General features: G+C 63.3%; 12 protein-coding genes. 3 read left to right on the forward strand and 9 right to left on the reverse strand.

The genetic code is table 11. The features are described from left to right. Positions 1–40 precede the first annotated feature (40 nt). Positions 41–1,636, reverse strand: coding sequence for an FAD-binding protein (locus JQ628_RS11635; protein ID WP_249127745.1), 1,596 nt, complete (start codon positions 1,634–1,636; stop codon positions 41–43). 100 nt (positions 1,637–1,736) lie between these two features. On the opposite strand from JQ628_RS11635, the gene JQ628_RS11640 reads away from it, so the two are divergent. Further along, the gene (locus JQ628_RS11640; protein ID WP_212222676.1) at positions 1,737–2,450 is read left to right on the forward strand and encodes a 3-keto-5-aminohexanoate cleavage protein; all 714 of its coding nucleotides are present in this window, start codon (positions 1,737–1,739) and stop codon (positions 2,448–2,450) included. Between the two features lie 58 nt (positions 2,451–2,508). After that, complete coding sequence (locus tag JQ628_RS11645; RefSeq protein ID WP_212222677.1) at positions 2,509–3,477, forward strand: amidohydrolase family protein; 969 nt, start codon at positions 2,509–2,511, stop codon at positions 3,475–3,477. 130 nt (positions 3,478–3,607) lie between these two features. On the opposite strand, the gene JQ628_RS11650 is transcribed toward JQ628_RS11645, so the two are convergent. From JQ628_RS11650 to JQ628_RS11670, 5 genes are all read right to left on the reverse strand, one after another. Then, entirely contained in the window at positions 3,608–4,471 is an 864-nt protein-coding gene (locus JQ628_RS11650; RefSeq protein ID WP_212222678.1) for a hypothetical protein, read from the reverse strand. Positions 4,472–4,486: 15 nt separating this feature from the next. Then, positions 4,487–5,917: a hypothetical protein gene (locus JQ628_RS11655; RefSeq protein ID WP_349628051.1), complete on the reverse strand. Its 1,431-nt coding sequence runs from the start codon at positions 5,915–5,917 to the stop codon at positions 4,487–4,489. A 124-nt stretch (positions 5,918–6,041) separates the two neighbouring features. Then, complete coding sequence (locus JQ628_RS11660; RefSeq protein WP_212222679.1) at positions 6,042–9,167, reverse strand: efflux RND transporter permease subunit; 3,126 nt, start codon at positions 9,165–9,167, stop codon at positions 6,042–6,044. Between the two features lie 25 nt (positions 9,168–9,192). Then, positions 9,193–10,437, reverse strand: coding sequence for an efflux RND transporter periplasmic adaptor subunit (locus JQ628_RS11665; RefSeq protein ID WP_212222680.1), 1,245 nt, complete (start codon positions 10,435–10,437; stop codon positions 9,193–9,195). Positions 10,438–10,580: 143 nt separating this feature from the next. After that, positions 10,581–11,978 carry a CoA transferase gene (locus JQ628_RS11670; RefSeq protein ID WP_212222756.1) on the reverse strand — a complete coding sequence of 466 codons (1,398 nt, stop codon included), beginning with the start codon at positions 11,976–11,978 and terminating at the stop codon, positions 10,581–10,583. A gap of 112 nt (positions 11,979–12,090) precedes the next feature. On the opposite strand from JQ628_RS11670, the gene JQ628_RS11675 reads away from it, so the two are divergent. Further along, on the forward strand, positions 12,091–12,378 hold the full coding sequence (locus JQ628_RS11675; protein WP_212222681.1) for a hypothetical protein: 288 nt from the start codon (positions 12,091–12,093) through the stop codon (positions 12,376–12,378). Between the two features lie 91 nt (positions 12,379–12,469). Here the strand turns inward: JQ628_RS11675 and JQ628_RS11680 are convergent, their stop codons facing one another. The 3 genes from JQ628_RS11680 to JQ628_RS11690 are packed head-to-tail and all read right to left on the reverse strand — an operon-like array spanning position 12,470 to position 18,241. Next, entirely contained in the window at positions 12,470–15,931 is a 3,462-nt protein-coding gene (locus JQ628_RS11680) for an error-prone DNA polymerase (RefSeq protein ID WP_212222682.1), read from the reverse strand. Then, a complete protein-coding gene (locus tag JQ628_RS11685) occupies positions 15,928–17,553 on the reverse strand; it encodes a Y-family DNA polymerase (protein ID WP_212222683.1) in 1,626 nt (541 codons plus the stop codon). Before JQ628_RS11685 ends, JQ628_RS11680 begins: the two co-directional genes overlap by 4 nt. After that, positions 17,444–18,241 carry an ImuA family protein gene (locus JQ628_RS11690; protein ID WP_212222684.1) on the reverse strand — a complete coding sequence of 266 codons (798 nt, stop codon included), beginning with the start codon at positions 18,239–18,241 and terminating at the stop codon, positions 17,444–17,446. The genes JQ628_RS11685 and JQ628_RS11690 overlap by 110 nt, the downstream gene beginning before the upstream one ends. Positions 18,242–18,253 lie beyond the last annotated feature (12 nt).

The raw sequence follows: 18,253 nt of genomic DNA on the forward strand, positions 1-18,253 counted from the left end.
AGATTGCGACACGCACATTTGATGGGCAAAACGCTGCGTCTTACGACGCATACTTCTGGTAAAACGTATTCGTGAAGACACCATCTGGATCGTACTTTTTTTTCGCCGCAAAGAACTCGTTGATCTGCGGATATGACCGCTGCAACTGATCGCGCGAATAATAGAGCTGGTACGGCAGGAAGAAACGCCCCTTGTGCGCGATGGTGAGGTCGATCAGCTCTTCCGTGACCTTCTTCATCCGCCGGTTGCCCTCATCGTCCGTGCTCTGGTTGATGTAGAGCACCAGCGAAAATGCCGGCTCCGGCGAATAGGTCAGAAAATTCTCCTCCTGGTGCACCACGCGCACCGACGCGTTCAAAAGATTGGTCTTGTTGTCGGTCATGATCTTGCGCATGCCGTCGACGAAGGAGACGAACTGGCTGCGCGGAATGAAATATTCGTGCAGGATGTCAGTGTCTTCGGCCAGCGCGTTGCGCAGGTATGGGACGGAATCATGCATCGGATCGTTGCGGTTGACGAGGCAGGCTTCGGCCGAGCCGATCGCCTGCGCCCGCGTCACCGTGCAGTTCTCCATGCGATGCTCGATGTGTTTTTCGGAGAACCACTTCATCTCCTGGAACAGCGAGCCCTGCTTGGAGAGATTGACGGTGAGCCGCCGCAGTTTTACGCCGCTGACTTCGCCGAGCGGCTCGCGCTTGAAATCAGTGCCGTCGACTTTTGTGTAGGTATAGAGCAGCAGCTCTCGCAAGAAGGTGCTCGGCGCGGTCGAGAGATGGCCGTACATCAGGCCGATATTCTTGTCCTTTTCGATCTCGCCGGAAAACAGCGCGGGAAATTCCTTGTAATCCAAAAGTCGCCGTCCGGTCTGATAGACAAGGTTGTCGGCAATATCGAGCTCGGCCTCGACGATCACGCCGAACAGGCCGTAGCCGCCGACCACTAGGTTGAATAGCTCCGCGTTTTCGGTCGGCGACACCGTCTTGATCGAGCCGTCCGCGAGCATCACCCGCATCGACTTGATCGATTTCGCCAGCGCCCCGGCCTGATGATCCATCCCATGCGCGTTGACCGAGATCGAGCCGCCGACGCTAAAAATGTCGGTCGATTGCATGGCGCGCACCGCAAAGCGCGGGTGCAACGCGTTCTGGATGTCGTGCCAGGTCGCGCCCGGCTGCACCGTCACCGAGCGCGCGCTTTCGTTCAGCACGATCTTGTTGAAGCTGCGCATGTCGAGCACGATGCCGCCCTTGCGAAAGGCCTGCCCGCCCATGCTATGGCGCACGCCGGCGGTGGTGACCGGAAGCTTGTTGTCACGCGCGAACTGGAGCGCCTTGGCGATGTCCTCGACGCTCCGTACCGCGACGATGCCGTAGATCTCGGTTCGATTGAGGCAGCTTGCATCGTTGATGCTGCCGCCGAGTTGAGACCATTTTACGCCCTGTAGCGGCGCGATCGCCTTGATCTGTTGCAGATCGATCTTGCCTTGCCCGTCCCCTTCTGCCGGCCGGCAATCCTTTTCGCCGGTGGGGTCGGCGGCCAGCGCCTGCAACTTCCGAAAGCCGTAGACGCCGAACAGCACCACAAGCACGGCGACGGCGGACGCGCCGGTTTTGAACTTGCTTGAAAATTTCCGCATAAATTGATTCCAGTGAGACTTGGATCATCCGGACGCGCCCTGCATTAGTCAAATCCGCGAGCTTCCGGTTCGAAAGCTTTGTAAACGCGAGGTTTCCTCAATGCTGCAAGCCTGCCTGAACGGCGGCCGTGACCGCGCCTTCCACCCTTCTGTCCCGCTGTCGCCAACCGAACTGGCCGATGATGCGAGGTCCGTGATTGAGGCCGGCGCACAGCAATTGCACCTCCACGTGCGCGACCGCGCGGGCAAGGAAAGCCTGCATCCCGATGACGTCGCCAGCGCGCTGCAAGCGGTACGGGCCAGCGTGCCGGGCATCCCGGTTGGCCTGTCGACCGGCTGGTGGATTCCGCCCAAGGGACGCGCGCGTCAGGAGCACATCAAAGCGTGGCACGTGCTGCCGGATTACGTCTCGATCAACCTGATCGAGGAGGATTCCGCTGAAGTGATCGATCTCGTGCTTGCCAAAGGCATCGGCGTCGAGGCCGGGCTGTGGTCGGCAGTGGACGCCGAAAAGTTTCTTAGCCACCCGAGCGCCGCAAAATGCCTGCGGGTTCTGATCGAGCTCAACGAGCAGGACCTTCCGGCGGCAGAGCAGGCACTGCGCGATATCCAGGCCATCCTCGACCGGGCCGGCATGAAGCTGCCGCGGCTGGTTCACGGCCTCGACCGCACGGTCTGGCCGCTCTATCGCGAGACGCTCCGGCTCGGGTGCGATGCCAGGATCGGGCTCGAGGACGGAAAGCACCTGCCCTCCGGCGACCTCGCCGAGAGCAATGCTGCATTGATACGGGCGGCACGTGCGCTTGCGGCCTAAGCTGCTATGCTCCCTGCACAAGCGCAGCCAACAATGCGCGGAAACAGGGAGAGGAAAAATGCTGACACGACGCAGTATTTTGCTCGGCTCCATCGCAGCCGGAGTGCTCATGCAGAACAGGGATGTGCTGGGGAAAGCGGCGCAGCCGTCGACGCCGATCAATTTCGAGCTTCCGCCGGGCGCATGCGATTGCCATACCCATATCCACGGCGACGTCGAAAAATTCCCGTTCTTCGCCGGGCGCGTCTATACGCCGGAACCCGCCTCGCCCGAGGAGATGTCGGCGCTGCACAAGGCGTTGCATATCGAACGCGTGGTGGTGGTGACGCCGAGCGTCTACGGTACCGACAACTCCTCCAGCCAGTACGGCATGATGGCGCGCGGCGCAGGTGCGCGCGGGGTTGCCGTGATCGACGACAAGACGCCGGAGAGCGAACTCGACACGATGCACAAGGCCGGCTTCCGCGGCATCCGGCTTAATCTCGCCACCGGCGGCACCAACGATCCCAATGTCGGGCGCGCGCGCTTGCAGGCCGGCATCGACCGCGTCAAGGCGCGCGGCTGGCACGTTCAGATGTACACCAACCTCGCCATGATCACGGCCATCAAGGACATCGTCGCGACCTCGCCGGTGCCGCTGGTGTTCGACCACTTTGGCGGCGCGCAGGGAGCCCTCGGCGTGGAGCAGCCGGGCTTTGCCGACCTGCTGGAACTGGTGAAGTCAGGCAAGGCCTATGTAAAAATCTCGGGCGCCTATCGATCGTCGAAGCAAGGGCCTGAATACAAGGACTGCATCCCGCTCGCCCAGGCGCTGATCGCAGCCAACAACGATCGCATCGTCTGGGGCACCGACTGGCCGCATCCGGATTCGGTGACGCCGCCCGGCAGGAAGCCGACCGAGGTCACGCCGCTGTTCCAGATCGACGACGGAAAGCTGCTCAACCAGCTTCCGGTGTGGGCGCCGGACGCGGCGGTGCGCAAGAAGATTCTGGTCGACAATCCGGCGCGGCTTTACGGGTTTAGCTGAATCGCGACCTGCTCCCGGTCATCACCATCCGTCATTGCGAGGAGCGAAGCGACGAAGCAATCCATCTCCCCGCACGGGGATAGATGGATTGCTTCGCTTCGCTCGCAATGACGGTGGAAGCAAAGAGGGCTCATCTCGCCGACACGGCGAGCGGATCATGGTCGAACTCGCGCAGCCAGTTCCCCGATTTCCTCAAGCCCCCGAACGGAAACAAATGAAATCCGGCAGTCGGCTCCGTCACCGCCGGCGGCGCCGCGCAGAGGCCGCGCACGACGTCATCGGGCCCGTTATCGGTCAGCAGCCGCCCGAACCGCCCGATCTGGCCGCGCAGCGCCCGCATCGAGTTGCCGATACCGCAGCGCAGCCCGAATTTTGTGAGCGTCGCCAGCGTCGCGGGCCCCGCAAGACCGACGGTGACGGGAAGCTCGATTCCGCGGGCGCGCAATTCGCCGATCCAGGAAAGGATCGGCGCGCTTTCGAAACAGAACTGCGTCACGACATCCACGCGCACCGACGTGCGGCGGCCCCAGTCTCGCCAGGCCGCGAGGCCCTTGAACGCATGCTCGTCATCGAGGAACGGATGTCCTTCGGGGTGGCCTGCAATGCTGACGGATGCGATGCCGTGTGCCTCGATCAGGCCGGATGCGGCGGCGTCGAAACTCGACTTGAACGGCCCCCTCGCCGCAGCGACGTCACCGGCGATCAGCAGGATACGGCTGACATCGGCCTCGCCGCGGGCGCGGGCGAGGAAATCACCGAGCGCTTCGCGTGAATGCATTTCGCGCGCGGCGATGTGCGGCACCGGATTGAAACCGGCACGGCGGACCGCCGCCGCGGTCTCGACATTGTGGCGATAATTGTCGCCGGGCAGAAACGTGATCGTGACGTCGGTCCCGCGCGCAAAGTGCTCCGACAATTCCTGCACCTGCTGTCCGGTCGAAGAGATTTCGACGGAGGCGTTTGGCAATAGTTTTGCGAGATCGGACGTGGTCATGGACGTCCCCGCACGTCAGGCCGGCGCGCGGCGGCGCGAAACCACGTAGGTTTCGTCGTTGAACCACAGGCCGCCATGCTTCTTCAGCACCCGGTCGGTGGCTTCGAGGTAGCGGCCGTCGCGCACCACTTCCGACAGTCTGATATCCTCGATCTGCGCGACATAGATCGCGGCGTTCCAGGCGGCGAACAGCGTCGAGGTGCCGATCGGGCCGTTCACCTCGTCCGGCAGCGTATGCATGTTGTAGCGGAAGATCGATCGCGCGTCGGAAGAGGCGTTGAAATTGTAGTGCCGCGCCGCAGAGCCAAGCTCATGCTTGACCTGGCGCAGGATCGCGTAGCGGTCGGTCTTGAAGGGATCATCGCCCGGCCAGACCTGCTCGATGATCTCCATGCCCGGGTCCTTGCCATGGGAATGGATGCCGATGAGGCGGCCGCCCGGCCGCAGCGATTTCACCAGTGGCGTGATCACCTTCGAGGCCTTGAACTCGACGCTGGCCCGCGCGCGATAGGGCTGCGAAGCGATGACGAGGTCGTAATCCGCCATCACCCGGCCCGGCCGCGGCATGATCGGATCGAGCAGGAAGGAATGATCCTCGCGCCGCAGGGTCAGGATGATCGGCCTCGTGTAGACCGGGTTGCCCGACGTTTTGCTGATCCCTGCCCGCCAGTTCTCCGCCAGAAATCCCTCGAGCTCGGCGATCTGCTCGGCAAAGCCGTGCGCCGTATTGCCTGACAGCGTGACGTCCTTCCAGATCAGGCCTTGCGCGGCGGAGGCCGAACGCGGCGTCAGCCATGGCGCTTCCGCGTAATAGAGGTTGGTGACGACGAGCACGGTGGCCGGATGCTCGAACAGCCGGTCGGCCATCTTTTCCAGCATCAGCCGCACGTCCTCGTAGCTGATTTCCTTCGCCACGACATAAAGCGGCATGGTCGGAAAGCGCGCATGCACCGCGCGCATCACGCGCGAGAGCACGGTGCCGTCGCCAACGCCGGCATCGAAGATGCGAAGTGCGGGAGGAGCCGGCTGAAGATTGCCGAGCTCCAGCGAAATCCGGCTGCCGATTTCGGTCTTCTCGCTACAGGTCGAGACGAACAGCAGGTATTTCTGCCGGTTGTCGAAGAAGCGAAAACCGGGCGGCGCGATCTCGGCGGCTATGACAGCGCCGTTGGCCGGCCTGGCCTGTGGCAGATGCCCATTTGGCGCAGGCAGCGACGCAGGGCGATGCTCGGACAGATAGGCGCGCACCTTGTCGAGCGTGCCGGTGGTGATGCGCGCGCCGTCGCGTAGGCGCGATACCAGCTTGCCGTCATTGACGACGAGCCGGCCGAACGTGGATTCCGCCGTCTGCGTCGCGCGGCAAAATTCCCTGATCTCGCCGAGTATCTGGTCGGCGGTGGGGGTGACGTGTCCGTGGATGTTTTCTTGGCGTTCCTCGATCCGCACGGTGTTCTCCCCGCGGTTTTCCCTCGTGCAATCAAGGGACGGTCCGCAAGGGACGTCAACCACAAACCGAGTGGGCAGGAATCATGGGCAGATGCCCACAGCCGTGCGGGTCCGGATTCTGCTGCTACCGCAGGCGGCGGCGCGAGAAGAAGGAGATCAGGACCGGCAGCGTCACCAGGATAACCAGCGGCGCCAGCAGCATGCCGGTGACCACCACGACGGCGAGCGGCTTTTGCACCTGCGAGCCTATCCCTTCCGACCAGGCCGCCGGCAACAGGCCGACGCCTGCGACCGCGCAGGTCATCAACACCGGGCGCAATTGCAATTCGCCGGTGCGGACGATCGCCCGCATCCGCTCATAGCCTTCGTCGATGAGCTGGTTGTACTGCGACAGGATGATGATGCCGTCCATCACGGCAATGCCGAACAGGGCGATGAAGCCGATCGCGGCCGAGACGCTGAACGGGATGCCCGATATCAGGAGCCCGAGCACGCCGCCGAAAATCGCCATCGGGATCACGCTCATGGCCAGCAGCGTGTCGGCGAGCGATCCGAAATTGAACCACAGCAGCACGCCGATCAGCGCAAGGCTGATCGGCACCACGATCGACAGCCGCCGGATCGCGTCCTTCAGATTGCCGAACTCGCCGACCCATTCGACCCGCGATCCCGGCGGAAGCTGGACCTTCTCGGCGACCTTTTCCTGCGCTTCCAGGATCGCGCTGCCGAGGTCGCGGTCGCGCACCGAGAACTTGATGGGCAGGTAGCGCTCCTGCCCCTCACGATAGATGTAGGCGGCGCCCGAGATCAGGTTGATCGAGGCGACCTCGCTCAGCGGGATCTGCGTGATCGATCCGCCCGCCCCCGCAACGCCGATGCGCAAATTCTGGATCGCCTCCGCGCTCTTGCGATATTCCGGCGCAAGGCGGACGATGATCGGGAAATGCCGGTCGCTGCCGGGCTCGTAGAGGTCGCCGGCGCTATCGCCACCGATCGCGACCCGGATGGTGGCGTTGATATCGCCGGGCGAGAGGCCGTAACGCGCAGCGCGGGCGCGGTCGATATCGATCTGGATGGTGGGCTGGCCGAGCGAGGTGAATACCGCCAGATCCGTGACGCCCTGCACAGTCGACAACACCTGCTTGATCTTGTTCGCGGTGTCCGTCAGCGTTTGAAGGTCGTTGCCGTAGAGCTTGATCGAGTTCTCGCCCTTCACGCCGGAGACGGCTTCGGAGACGTTGTCCTGAAGGTATTGCGAGAAATTGAACTCGACGCCGGGAAATTTTTCCTGCAATTGCGCGAGCAGTTGCGCCGTCAGCTCCTCCTTGTCGCGGGTGCCCGGCCATTCGCTTGCCGGTTTCAGCGGCGCGAAGAATTCCGCGTTGAACAGGCCGGCGGCATCGGTGCCGTCGTCGGGACGGCCCTGCTGCGACACCACCGATTCCACCTCGGGGCGCGCACGAATGACCTTCCGCATCTCGTTGACATAGGTGTTTCCCTCCTGGAGCGAGATGGTCGACGGCAGCGTCGCCCGGATCCAGAGATTGCCCTCCTCCAGCTTGGGCAGGAATTCGAGGCCGAGCAGCCGGGCGAAGATGATGGTCAGGACCACCAGTCCCGCGGCGCCGGTCATCACGATCCTGCGGTTGGCGAGCGCCCAGTTCAGCACCGGCATGTAGAGCCGGTCGAGGAACCTCATGATCCGAGTCTCGGTCTCCTCGATATGCGCCGGCAGGATGATCGCGCTCAGCGCCGGCGTCACGGTGAAGGTGGCAAGCAGGCCGCCGAACAGCGCATAGGCATAGGTGCGCGCCATCGGCCCGAAGATGTTGCCCTCGACCCCGCTCAGCGTGAACAACGGAATGAACGCGGCGATGATGATGGCGGCGGCAAAGAAGATCGAGCGTGACACGTCGGCGGCGGCGGACAGGATGGCATGGCTCTTGATACCCATCACCGTCTCGTAGGACATGTGGCTCTGCTCGACTTCCGACAGCGCCGTGGTCTGCGACAGGCGCCGGAAGATCGCTTCCACCATGATCACGGTGCCATCCACGATCAATCCGAAATCGATCGCGCCGACCGACAAGAGGTTGGCGGACTCGCCGCGCAGCACCAGGATGATCACGGCGAAGAACAGCGCAAAGGGAATCGTCGCGCCGACGATCAGCGCGCTGCGCAGGTCGCCCAGGAACATCCATTGCAGCAGCACGATCAAGAGGATGCCGGTCAACATGTTGTGCAGCACGGTGTGAGTGGTGATGTCGATCAGATCCTTGCGATCGTAGATGCGCTCGATCCGCACGCCCGGCGGCAAAATGCTGGAATTGTTGATGCTGTTGACGAGCTGCTCGACGCGGGCGATCGTCGGCGAGCTCTGCTCGTTGCGGCGCATCAGCACGATGCCCTGCACGATGTCGTCGTCCTGGTCGATGCCGGCGATCCCGAGCCGCGGCTTTTCGCCGATCGTCACGGTCGCGATATCCTTGACCAGCACCGGATTGCCGCCGGATTGCGACACCATGGTGTTGTTGAGGTCGTCGATCGAGCGGATCAGGCCGACGCCGCGCACCACGGCCGATTGCGCGCCGATGTTGACGGTATTGCCGCCGACATTGATGTTGGCATTGCTGACGGCCTGCATCACCTGCGGCAGTGTCAGGCCGAAGGCAATCAGCTTGTTGAAATCGACCTGCAACTCGTAGGTCTTGGACTTGCCGCCCCAGCCGACGACGTCGATCACTCCAGGCACGGCTCGGAAGCGGCGTTGCAGCACCCAGTCCTGTAATGTCTTGAGATCGAGCACGCTGTAATTCGGCGGGCCCTTGAGGCGGTAACGAAAAATCTCGCCGATCGGGCTGATCGGCGAGATGGTCGGCTGCACGCTGCCCGGCAGCGGCGGAAGCTGCGCCAGGCGATTCAGCACCTGCTGAAGCGCCTCGTCATAGGTATAGTCGAAGGAGAATTGCAGTTTGACGTCGGACAAGCCATAGAGCGAGATGGTCCGGATGGTGCGCAGGTTCTTGATGCCGGCGACCTGGGTCTCGATCGGGATGGTGATGTAGCGCTCGATCTCTTCCGACGACAGCCCCGGGCTTTGCGTCACGATGTCGACCATCGGCGGGGTCGGATCGGGATAGGCCTCGATGTTGAGGTGCCGGAATGCGAAGAGCCCGCCGACGAGCACGGCGATGAACATGCCGACCATCAAATAGCGGCGGTGGACGGCAAGAGCGACGAGACGATCCATTCAGACCGGGTCTTTCGATAAGAGATCAGCTACCCGAGGCCGCCCGGTCGATGAAAAGACTGCCCTTGGTGACGATCATCTCGCCGGGCCTCAAATTGCCGACCACCTCGACCAGATCGCCGTTGGTAAGGCCCGGCCTGATCGAACGCAGTTCGATCGACTTGTCGGCGTGCGCCACCCAAACGCGGACCTGGTCGGCCTCATAGATCAGCGCCTGCTTCGGCACGCCGACCGCGGGATGATCGCTCGGCGAATAGATCGTGACGTTGGCGAACATTTCCGGCTTCAGCAGCCGGTCCTTGTTGTCGATGGTGGCGCGGACCAAGAGGCGGCGCGTCGCCGGATCGATCGCGGTCGCGACATAGTTGATGCGCGCATTCAGCGTGCGGCCCGGCAGCGCCAGCACGTTGAACGAAATCTCCTGCCCGACAGCAACGGTTGCCGCATCGCTCTCTCGCACGAAGGCGGTGAGCCACACGGTGGAGAAATCGCCGATCACGTAGACGGGATCGGCGGCGCCGGAATTGACGTATTGGCCGGGGCCGATCTTGCGCTGGACCACGGTGCCGCCGATCGGCGCGAAGATCGTGGTCTCCGGATTGATGCGGCCCTTGTCCTGGAACGAGGCGATGTCCTCGTCGGACAGCCCGAGAATTTTCAGCTTGTTGCGCGCGGCTTCCAGCGCCGTTTGCGAGGAGCGCATGTCGTTCTGCGCCTGGATCAGCGTGGCCTGGGCCTGCTGAAAATCCTTCAGCGGCACCGCCTTGCCCTCGAACAGGTCGCTGGCGCGCTTGTTCTGGATTTCAGCGAGCGCGAGCGCCGACTTCGCCTTGTTCATCGCGGTCATCGCCGCGATGAAATCATTCTGCGCCTGCACGGTATCGGCGGCCTCGATCACGAACAGCGACTGGCCCTTGACGACGGCATCGCCCGGCCGCACCAGCAATCTCGTGACGCGACCGGCATAGGGCGAGAACACCGGTGTGGAACGGTCCTCATCGATCGCGATCTTGCCTTCGGTGACATGCTCGGCGCGAAACGCCTTTTCGACCACCGGCTGGATGCTCAGGCTGGCCCATTCGGCCGGCGTCGGCACGTAGCGGGTCAGGCTCTTGCGCGACTGGCTCGACACCTCGGAATGGCCGGTCCTGGCTCCGCTGCTATGCAAAAAACCGTAGGCAGACGTGCCGGCGAGCAATAGCAAGGCAACGCCGACGGCCCGCGACCGAAGGCTAAGCGATTGCAATTGCTGTAAAAATTCTTTGCGCATGCGACCCGGTCTTGTTTCCCAGCGACGAAATGCCTCATCACTGCGCTAATAGTGCTCAATTCCTGTTCCAGACAACCTAAAAATCGCAAATAGCCTTGGCGGCGGCCGTTAAAATTTGGACAGAGCGCAGCCCGGCAATGCTGTCAGCCGCGCGCCGGCCATTTTGGCGGATGGCTGCCAAGCGGCATCGAGGGCCGGGCCCACCAGGCCGGCGTCCTCGACAGGATCGCCGACGGCTTGACCGAACTCAGCGTGCCGAAGCCGGACCCCAGTTCTTCTAGCAGGGGTTTTACGCTCTCGCTTTTCAAATCCCCGGTTTTAAATCCGTCGGGAACGCGCCCGAGATTCCATAGCCACCGCCCGGTCCGCGCCAGCGACACCCGGACATGCCAGCTTCCGCCCTCGCGCGCCTGGCGCACCTTCGCCATCATGGCGCCGAACGCCATGAAGTAGCCGGTGGCGTGATCGAGCATCTGCGCCGGCAATTCCTTCGGTCCGTCGACGCCTGCCGCCTGACCCTCGGCATGGTTGAAGCCGGTCGATGTCTGCACCAGCGAGTCAAAGCCGCGGCGATCCGCCCATGGCCCGGCATGGCCATAGGCCGACAGCGTGACATAGACGATGCCCGGATTGAGCTTTGCCGTATCCTCCGGCGAAAAGCCGAGCGCGGCGAGCGCACGCGGCCGATAGCCCTGCGAGAAGATGTCGGCTTCACGCAGCAGGTCGCGCAGCGTGCTGCGGCCCTCTTCGCTCTTGAGGTCGATAAAGCTCGAAAGCTTGCCGCGGCTGTTGTCGATGGTGAGCCATGAGATCGCCGGCAACTCAGGACTGGACACCAGCATCACATCGGCGCCGTGCGCCGCCAGCGTGCGGCCGGCGACGGGACCGGCAATCACCCGCGACAAATCGAGCACGCGAATGCCGGCCAGCGGCCGCTCGCCTTCCGGCCAGGGTTTTGGCGCGGCCTCGCCGATCTTTTCAATCGAGATCAGCGGCAGTGTGGCCAGCGCCTGCGCGTGCGGCGTTGCCGACCATTCTTCATACGAACGCATCATCGCGACCACGCAGCCGCCGGCATAGGCCGCGCTCTCGAACGCTTCCGCATCCCATTGCAGCAACGCGGCCTGAACCTCGTCGCGCTCGGCGTTGCAGTTCAGCACCTTGCAGACGGCGTCGCGATGATGCGGGAAGTTGGTGTGCAGGCGGACGAAGCGCTGGTCGCGGGTTTTATAGATGCCTGCGATCGCATCCCACGCCGGCGGCGGCGGTTTGCCGTCGACGCGCAAGTAGCGCTCGCTCCGGCATTCGACCACGGCATGGCGCATGTCGACCGTGACGTCCTGCGCTTCGCCGCTGCGCAACTTCCAGATATGCGCCGCGGCCAGTCCCGTGGCGGCAACGCTCGCCTGCGCCGCGGCGGCGACGCGAAACGATGACGGCAGTTGCGGCTCCTCGCCTCTGAGTGTGACCGCATCGAGCACGGTGGGATCGCCACCGACGGAAGTCCAGATGTCGTGGAGAATCTCGCGCGGGCTTTGCATAGCCATCGTCCTTGCCTACCCTGAAAGCTCTGCGTCTTTTGTTTTAACGCGTTTTCCTCACGCAATCCGAATCCACTCTGCTCGAAAACGCTATCGCATGGAAGGAGTTGCAATGGCTGCGATCGATCCCTTGACCGCAGGAGCCGTGTTGCTGGCCACGGCCGCGACGGACGCGGTCTATGTCATGTTCACCGCGTCGGTCGTGGCGCGCAGGCGCGTGCCGGCGGCGACCTGGAGCAGCATCTGGTATGTGCTCTCCTCCTATGCGGTGATCAGCTACACCGAAAACTGGATCTATATCGCATTTGCCGCCGCGGGCTCGTGGGTGGGCGCGTATCTGACGATCACATTCCTGCACCGCCCGCCGGGCGGGCCGCCGGTCGGCGCGGCGCCGGAATAAGTCTCACGTCATTGCGAGGAGCAAAGCGACGAAACAATCCAGAATCCCGCCCGCGACTCTGGATTGCTTCGCTTCGCTCGCAATGACGGCTTCAATGAAAATCCCGCGACGGCGGCAGGATGCGGACATTGCGCGGGTGGCGGATTTTTTGCGCGGGCATATCGGGATGATCGCGGAGGTCGTCGTTGAGCGGCTCGACCAGCGCGGTGGCGACCGGCAAAACATGCTTGCGGGCAAGCGCGTCATCGGCGAGCCCGATCAGGTCGCGCGAGCGGTCGGTGAGCCGTTGCGCGACCAGATGCGTGACTTCCTCCGGGCTGCTCTGGATATAGCCCTCGACCAGGATGAGGCGCGCGCCCATCACCTCCTTGCGATACTTCTCCATCACCTTCGGCCACACCACGATATTGGCGATGCCGGTCTCGTCCTCCAGCGTCATGAACACGACGCCCTTGGCGCTGCCCGGGCGCTGGCGCACCAGCACCACGCCGGCGCAGCGCACCGAGCGCTTGTCATTCCCATGATTGACGTCCTTGCAGGCAACGATGCGCTCGCGCGTAAATTTTTCGCGCAAAAATTCCATCGGGTGTCCCTTGAGCGACAGGCGGATGGTTTGGTAATCCGCGACGACCTGCTCGGGCAGCGGCATCTGCGGCAGCGGCTTTGCGTTCTCGTCGGGCTGCTCGCGCGCAGTCGCCGCCTCGAACAACGGCAGCGGCACGTCATCGGGCAGCCGCCGCACCGCCCATAATGCCGCGCGGCGGTCGAGTCCGATGGAGCGGAACGCATCCGCATCCGCCAGCAGGATCAGCGCACGCTTTGGCAGACCGGTGTCGCGGGCAAAATCCTCCAGCGAGGTGAAGGGCCGGCGGTTGCGGGCGGTGACGATGCGGTCGGCCCAGTCGAGCGCCCTCTCTCCATCGTCATTCCGGGGCGCGCCACTTGGCGCGAGCCCGGAATCCATAACCACCATCGGGAGTATGGATTCCGGGTTCTCGCTTCGCGAGCCCCGGAATGACGGTTGTAGTTGCTTCAGCCGCTCCTCATCCTCGTCGAGCCAGTGAAATCCGTCGATCTGGCGGAAGCCGAGCCGCACCGCGCAATATTTGGTGCCGCTCTCCTCCAGCGTATTCTGCGCAAAGCTGAAGGACACGTCGACCTCTCGCACCTCGACACCGTTCTTGCGGGCATCGCCCACAATCTGCGCCGGCGCATAAAAGCCCATCGGCTGCGAGTTCAACAAACCGCAGCAGAAGGCGTCAGGGTGATAGTGTTTCAGCCATGACGAGACATAAACGAGTTGCGCAAAGCTCGCGGCATGGCTTTCCGGGAAACCATAGGAGCCAAACCCTTTTATTTGCTCAAAACAGTTCTTGGCGAATTGCGGATCGTACCCCCGCCTGATCATGTTTCCGATCAGCTTCTCCTCGAAATTACCGATTGTTCCGACGTTACGAAACGTCGCCATCGCGCGGCGCAATCCGTTCGCTTCCTCCGAAGTGAACCCGGCAGCCTCGATCGCGATCCGCATCGCCTGTTCCTGGAACAGCGGCACGCCAAGCGTCTTGTGCAGCACCTTGTAGAGTTCGTCCGGCGGCCCGTGTTCGGGTGACGGCGATGGATAGTTTTCCTTCTCGATGCCATTCCGCCGCCTGAGATATGGGTGCACCATGTCGCCCTGGATCGGCCCGGGCCGCACGATCGCGACTTCGATGACGAGGTCGTAAAATGTCTTCGGCTTCAGGCGCGGCAGCATGTTCATCTGTGCGCGGCTCTCGACCTGGAACACGCCGAGCGATTCGCCGCGCTGAAGCATCTTGAAAACATCGTCATCATCGATGGCCTTGATGTCCGACAGCACGTAGCGCTCGCCCTTGTGCTCCGCGATCAAATCGAAACACTTGCGGATGCAGGTCAGCATGCCCAGCGCCAGTACGTCGACCTTCATCATGCTCAGCGCGTCGACATCATCCTTGTCCCATTCGATAAAAGTGCGGTCGTCCATCGCGGCGTTGCCGATCGGCACATAGGTGTCGAGCCGGTCTTGCGTGAGCACATAGCCGCCGACATGCTGCGACAGATGGCGGGGGAATTCGATCAGTTCGGTCGCCAGCGCAACCGCAAGCTCGACCATCGAATTTTGCGGATCGAGCCCGGCCTGCCTGACCTGCATCTCGTTGAGGCCCTTGCCCCAGCTTCCCCATACGGTATCGGCAAGCGCCGCGGTGACGTCCTCGGTCAGGCCAAGCGCCTTGCCAACGTCGCGGATCGCGCTGCGCGGGCGATAGTGAATGACGGTGGCGATGATCGCGGCGCGGTGGCGACCATAGCGGCGGTAGACATATTGCATCACCTCCTCGCGCCGCGAATGCTCGAAATCGACGTCGATGTCCGGCGGCTCCAGCCGCTCCTTTGAGATGAAGCGCTCGAACAACAGATCGACCTTGGTCGGATCGACCGAGGTGATGCCGAGCACATAGCAGACGGCCGAATTCGCTGCCGATCCCCTGCCCTGGCAAAGGATGTTCTGGCTGCGCGCGTAATGCACGATGTCGTGGACGGTCAGGAAATAATGCGCGTATTTCAGCTCTGATATCAGCGCGAGCTCCTTCTTCAGAGTAGCGCGCAGCGTGTCGTCGATGACGCCCCCGAAATATGTGTCGACGCCGGCCCAGGTCAGGTCTTCCAGATGCTGCTGCGCCGTCTTGCCGGGCGGCACCGGCTCGTCCGGATACTGGTATTTCAGTTGATCCATCGAAAAACTGATGCGGCCGGCAAACCGCATGGTTTCCGCGATCGCCTCCGGATAGTCGCGGAACAGCCGCGCCATTTCCTGAGCGGGTTTCAGATGGCGCTCGGCATTGGCCTCCAGCCGCTTGCCGATGGCCTCGATCGTGGTCTTCTCGCGGATGCAGGTCAGCACGTCCTGTAACGGGCGGCGCGCCGGATGGTGGTAAAGTACTTCGTTGGTCGCCAGCAGCGGCACCTTTGCCGAGAGCGCAAGGCGATGCAGCCGTGCCAGACGCCGCTTGTCATCGCCGCGGTAAAGAAAACTCGCCGCGAGCCAGACGCCATCGGCGCGGCTGCTGTCGCGCAACCGCGCCAGAACCTTTGCCGCATCCGATGTCTCGAAGCGATGCGGCAGCGTCAGGATGAGTAGCTGGCCTTCGGAAAACTCCAACAGATCATCCAGCTTCAGATGACACTCGCCTTTCTCGATCCGCTCGATATCGTCGCCGCGCTTTCCCCTGGTGAGGAGCTGGCACAGTCTCCCGTAGGCCGCGCGGTCTCGCGGAAAGACGAAAACATCAGGCGTGCCGTCGATGAAGACGATGCGCGAACCGATCAGCAGCTTTGGCTTGTGCGTGACATCAGGGTTGTCGAGTTCCTTGTAGGCCCGCACCACGCCGGCCAGCGTGTTGTGATCGGCAATGCCGATGACGGGAATTTTCAGCTCGCTCGCCTGATGCACATAGGCGCGCGGATCCGATCCGCCGCGCAGGAAGGAAAAATTGGTGGTGATGCCGATCTCGGCATAGGCAGGCGTATTCATGCGAACAGCCCGTGCACATACCAGTTGGCCGGCAGGGACTCGCCCTTCTCATCAGCAAGTTCGCTGCCGTAAAGTCCGTCGCGAAAGATCCAGAAGCGGCGGCCCTCTTCATCCTCGATGCGAAAGTAATCCCGCGTCAGCGTCTTGCCGTCCTGCTTCCACCATTCCATCGCGATGCGTTCGGGGCCCTCGACGCGGGCCACCACATGGGTGGCTCTGCGCCAGGTGAAATGATGCGGTGGTCCGTCGGGGACGGTGGCGAACGGCACCTTGATGGGCTCCGGTCTTTCGAACAGCCGCAAGGGCCGCAGCGGCGGCTCGCTCTCGGTGCGCTCCGGCCACGCCGCCACGGTTGCTGCGGCCAGCGAATGCTGCGCCGGCACGGTTGCTGCGGCCAGCGAATGCTGCGCCGGCACGGCGAGCGCCGCGCGTTCGGGGATGTGGGTGTCCTGCGGCAGATGCACGACCACGCGGCGGCCGCCGATGCGCGCGGCGATGCGGTCGATCAGCGCGGAAAGTTCGTCATTGTCGTGCACATGAGCATCGAGATCGCGCTGCTGTTGCACCACGATTTCGGCGCGGCTGGCGGATAGCCGCACGAGATCGAAGCCAAAACCGGGATCGAGCGGATCGTTCAGGGCTTCCAGCCGCTCCCGAAACAGGCGGCAGATCATGTCGCTTCGCGTCACGGGCTGTCCGGTGTCGACGGCGATCGCGCGCACGGCGCCGTCGGTACGGAAGAAACCTGCTTCCAGCCGCCGCGCGCCCTTGCCCTGCCTGTCCATCGCCTTGATCAGCATTTCTGCAAGACTCAGAAGCGTCATCGAGATCACGGCTTCGGTGGCGATCGGTTCGGCAAAACGCTTTTCGACGATGTAATCCGGCAGCGGTTTTCGCGGGCTGATCGGCGCATCGCCCTCGCCGAGTGCATGTTCCAGCAGCGTCGTGAAGCGCGCGCCGAACCGAGCCGAAATTTCATGACGCCCTCGCGCGGCAACATCGCCGATGGTTTTCAGTCCCGCCCGGCGCAGGCCCGCGGTGATGCCATCATCCGTGCCCAGCGCTGCCACCGGCAACGAAGCGATGGCATCGGCCTCCCCGCCATCGGCCACGATGGTGCCGGACGCGCAGCGCGTCAGCGTCCGCGCGCAGATCGAGGTGGCTGCGATCGCCGCGCTGACCGCAAAGCCCTGCCGAGTCAGCGCGCTCGTGAGTTGCCGCAGCAGCGCCGCCTCGCCGCCGAACAGATGTGCGCAGCCGGTGATGTCCAGGAACAATCCATGCGGCGGATCGAGCGCCACCAGCGGCGTAAAACGGTCGCACCAGTCGGCGATATCTTCCAGCATCTTGCGATCGGCGGCTTCATCCGCATCATGCACGATGAGTTCGGGACAAATCGCGCGGGCATTGGCAAGCGGCAACCCGATAGAAAGACCCGACCTGGCCGCCATCTCGTCGATGGCATACAGCAGCAGCGCATTGTGATCCTTCGCGACGACAACGCTCGGAAATTTATCCAGCGCGTCGTTGACCGCTATGGATTGCCGCTTGATGCGATCGATGGGCAGGCGTGGCAGCCACAGGCTGAGGATACGCCGACGGTTCTCTGAAAAGGCACTCATCACATTTCCATTCCATGATCCACCGCCCGACCGGGCCATGACGGTTGCGAATGAGATGCGCGTCGAACACCGGCGCGCCCCACGCACTCCAGGGCGCCACCGCCGGCGGCGAATGCGCCGCGCGCACGATCCATCGCGTTTCCGCCGTCGACGGCGCCGGCTGCGCCGCTACCCGCAGCAGCAAAGCGGTGACGCCGGAGGCTTGCGCGGCGAGCGTCAATTTTCGGCTGGCGACGAGATCGAGCTGGCGTGTCTCGCCCCATACCTCCAGCACGACAGTGCCGACCGCGTCGCAGACCAGTGCATCCGCCGCAGCGCGCAGCGCGCTCTCGGCATCGGCCGCGCGCACGGTCACGACCAGCCGCGGATCGAGGCCGAGTTCGCAAAGTCCACTCATCGACAGCGCGCCGGATTCCACTTCCGCAAAATCTTGCCGCACCCAGACCAGCGGCTTTCGTCGCGAAATCCGCCCCGCCATGGCAGCGACAAAACCGGTCGCCGCCGCGCTTTGATGTCCTTCGGCAAACACCTCATGCAGCGCAGCCACCGCGAGCCCGCCGCGCAGCATCGCATCCGCACCCGCATGACCAAGCGCAACGCGATTGAGGGCGCGCGCATCACCGTTCGCCTCGAGGCGCTCGATACTGCCGCGCAAAGACGCAAGCGTGCTTGTGCGTGCGCCGTCCATAGCGTCGCCGTC

It is taken from the genome of Bradyrhizobium lablabi (assembly GCF_018129385.1).
GTDB classification, from domain to species: domain Bacteria; phylum Pseudomonadota; class Alphaproteobacteria; order Rhizobiales; family Xanthobacteraceae; genus Bradyrhizobium; species Bradyrhizobium lablabi_C.

Excerpts from the sequence above, each read along its gene's own strand:
- JQ628_RS11690 (WP_212222684.1), bottom strand. The coding sequence starts at position 18,241 with ATGGACGGCGCACGCACAAGCACGCTTGCGTCTTTGCGCGGCAGTATC.
- JQ628_RS11675 (WP_212222681.1), top strand. The coding sequence starts at position 12,091 with ATGGCTGCGATCGATCCCTTGACCGCAGGAGCCGTGTTGCTGGCCACG.
- JQ628_RS11665 (WP_212222680.1), bottom strand. The coding sequence starts at position 10,437 with ATGCGCAAAGAATTTTTACAGCAATTGCAATCGCTTAGCCTTCGGTCG.
- JQ628_RS11670 (WP_212222756.1), bottom strand. The coding sequence starts at position 11,978 with ATGCAAAGCCCGCGCGAGATTCTCCACGACATCTGGACTTCCGTCGGT.
- JQ628_RS11640 (WP_212222676.1), top strand. The coding sequence starts at position 1,737 with ATGCTGCAAGCCTGCCTGAACGGCGGCCGTGACCGCGCCTTCCACCCT.
- JQ628_RS11680 (WP_212222682.1), bottom strand. The coding sequence starts at position 15,931 with ATGAATACGCCTGCCTATGCCGAGATCGGCATCACCACCAATTTTTCC.
- JQ628_RS11635 (WP_249127745.1), bottom strand. The coding sequence starts at position 1,636 with ATGCGGAAATTTTCAAGCAAGTTCAAAACCGGCGCGTCCGCCGTCGCC.
- JQ628_RS11645 (WP_212222677.1), top strand. The coding sequence starts at position 2,509 with ATGCTGACACGACGCAGTATTTTGCTCGGCTCCATCGCAGCCGGAGTG.
- JQ628_RS11685 (WP_212222683.1), bottom strand. The coding sequence starts at position 17,553 with ATGAGTGCCTTTTCAGAGAACCGTCGGCGTATCCTCAGCCTGTGGCTG.
- JQ628_RS11650 (WP_212222678.1), bottom strand. The coding sequence starts at position 4,471 with ATGACCACGTCCGATCTCGCAAAACTATTGCCAAACGCCTCCGTCGAA.
- JQ628_RS11660 (WP_212222679.1), bottom strand. The coding sequence starts at position 9,167 with ATGGATCGTCTCGTCGCTCTTGCCGTCCACCGCCGCTATTTGATGGTC.